The organism is Psychroserpens sp. (genome assembly GCF_045105015.1).
Classification (GTDB): Bacteria; Bacteroidota; Bacteroidia; order Flavobacteriales; family Flavobacteriaceae; genus Psychroserpens.
Map to the genome: position 1 here is coordinate 1 of NZ_JBGCCX010000182.1, position 2630 is coordinate 2630.

General features: G+C 32.2%; 3 protein-coding genes. 1 reads left to right on the plus strand and 2 read right to left on the minus strand.

Features of this window, described 5'->3' with window-relative positions; genetic code table 11:
• Both AB8B90_RS13825 and AB8B90_RS13830 read right to left on the minus strand, forming a co-directional pair.
• A partial coding sequence (locus AB8B90_RS13825) for a zinc ribbon domain-containing protein (protein ID WP_405338068.1) occupies window positions 1-605 on the minus strand: 605 nt, incomplete at its 3' end.
• 3 nt (window positions 606-608) lie between these two features.
• On the minus strand, window positions 609-1703 hold the full coding sequence (locus AB8B90_RS13830) for a Nif3-like dinuclear metal center hexameric protein (RefSeq protein ID WP_405338071.1): 1095 nt from the start codon (window positions 1701-1703) through the stop codon (window positions 609-611).
• A 207-nt stretch (window positions 1704-1910) separates the two neighbouring features.
• Here AB8B90_RS13830 and lpxK point away from each other — a divergent pair.
• On the plus strand, window positions 1911-2630 hold a 720-nt coding region (gene lpxK / locus AB8B90_RS13835), incomplete at its 3' end, for a tetraacyldisaccharide 4'-kinase (RefSeq protein ID WP_405338074.1).

The window sequence follows — 2630 nt, forward strand, 5'->3', positions numbered from 1 at the left end:
GGCACAACTGCCAAGCCATTTTTTACATTATGACGAATACGTTTATAAGCTTTTACCAAGCGCTCATCAATTTTGTCTTCGAATTGCTCTGATTTCTTAAGTAAAGCTGTTTCTTCTTTTTCTGTTTCTGCAAGAATAGCATCTAGTTCACTCTTCTTGTGCTTTAAATGCGCATCGCGCTCAGAAAGGTTCTCTTTGGTGCTTGAAATAACCTCTTTCTTTTGCTCAATTTGAACTTTAAATTCTTTAATGTTCTTTTCCGCAAGTTGAATTTCCAATTCTTGAAACTCTACTTCTTTTGTCAAAGAATTGAATTCTCTACTGTTTCGAACATTTTTTTGTTGTTCAGCATATTTCTTAATCAATACTTTAGATTCTTCAATCAAGTTTTTCTTAGCAGTGATTTCAAAATTTATGGTCTCAACGTCAGATTTTAACTTGTCCATTCTAGTTTTTAGGCCCAGAACTTCATCTTCTAAATCTTCAACTTCTAGAGGTAATTCTCCACGAACATTTCTTATTTCATCAACTCTAGAATCAATTAATTGCAAATCGTACAATGCTCGTAATTTCTCTTCTACAGTGATTTCTGTTTTTGTAGCCATATATTAAAAATACTTGATGGGATTAGTATTACTTTCTGATAAAGTGACCGCAAAATTAGGAATTTTTTTTGTAAGAAAGTCAACCAGTAAATTTTTTGTAAACTGCTCGGTTTCAAAGTGCCCTATATCAGCGATAATTAGCTTATTTTCAGCTTGATAAAATTCATGGTATTTTATATCTGATGTCACATAAATATCAGCTTTTGCCCTAATTGCAGCATTAATACCAAAAGCACCACTACCGCCTAATACCGCAACTGTTTTTAAGGGTTTGTTTAGCAAAATAGAATGGCGAACAACTTTAGCGTTCATTTTGACTTTCAGATAATTGAGAAAATCAACTTCTGTCATTTCATTTTCAAGTTGCCCTACCATACCCATGCCTAAGTTTTGGTTTACGTTTTCTAGGGTAATGATTTCATAAGCGACTTCTTCATAGGGGTGATGTTTAAAAAGTGTTTCTAAAACTTTCTTCTCGTGAACACTGGCATAAGTTATTTGTAATTGAGTCTCTTTTTGGTTTTGAATTTCTCCAATTTTTCCGATTGTAGGATTTGAATGCTTACCTGGCTTAAATGTCCCAATACCTTCTGCACTAAAACTGCAGTTGCTATAGTTACCTATATTCCCGGCATTAACTTCAAATAGTTCTGTTCTTAAACTTTCAGCCCTTTCTGCTGGTACATAAGTAGTAAGTTTTTTAATAGTATTTTTTTTAGGAATCAATATGCTGGTTTTTTTAATTCCTAAAACTTCACAAATTTTTGCATTTACGCCTTTAGGACTATTATCCAAAGCGGTATGCATGCTGTAAATAGATATATTATTAGCGATAGCTTTCAGTACCACACGTTCTACATAAGTTCTACCAGTAATTTTTTTTAGTCCTTTAAAAATTATGGGATGAAAACTAACAATTAGATTACATTTTTTTTCAATTGCTTCATCAACAACATTTTCAAGGGTATCTAAGGTCACTAATATTCCCTCAACGGTTTCGTCATAGTTTCCGACCAACAGTCCTACATTATCAAAATCTTCAGCATAATGAAGTGGTGCCAACTCTTCTAGCAATGAAGTAACCTCCTTTACAGTCATTTTTTATTTTTTAATTCTTTAAAGATAAAATGAACTCATATAAACTTTTTGGATTTAAGCGAAAATTAAAGATTTTTAGTTCTGTTAAAGGCTTTTTTGAGTTTCATAGCTCCTCTGCGGAAGAAAAAAATATAAAAACTGAGCAAAAACAACAATTTTTTAGCAAATTGAAGAAGTTTATATGAGTTCTATCATAAATTCGCTGTAATGCGACTACTTCGTAAATTACTTTTTCCGGTTTCGTTTTTATATGGGTTTGTCATTCGTATTCGCAACTACTTTTATGATATAGGTTTTTTTAAATCTCAATCTTTTAAAACACCAGTAGTCTGTGTGGGTAATCTAAGTGTTGGAGGTACCGGTAAAACCCCCATGATTGAATATTTGATTAAAGCCCTTCAAGATGATTTTAAGATTGCTGTTCTAAGTAGGGGATATAAACGTAAATCAAAGGGATTTCAATTAGCAAACGAACATTCAACAGTGGAGCAATTGGGTGACGAACCATTTCAGATATACCATAAATTCAATACCATCAATTTGGCAGTTGATGCAGATAGATGCAATGGAATATTAAATTTGGAAAGTAATATAAAACCTGATGTCATTCTATTAGATGATGCCTTTCAACACCGTAAGGTGACACCTAGTTTTAATATTCTTTTGACGGCTTATGATAACCTTTATGTAAAAGACACCTTTTTGCCTACAGGAAGTCTTAGAGATGCTAAAAAGCAGGCAAGAAGAGCTCATATAATAGTTGTTACTAAGTGTCCTGAAAACATTCACCAAAGAGAACTTAATCGTATAAAAAGTCTAATTGGTCTTAATAAAACTATTCTCTTTAGTTCACTAGCTTATGCCAAAGTATTAAATTCAAAAAATACTGAATTGCATTTTTCAGAACTAAAAATGAAACAAGTTTCA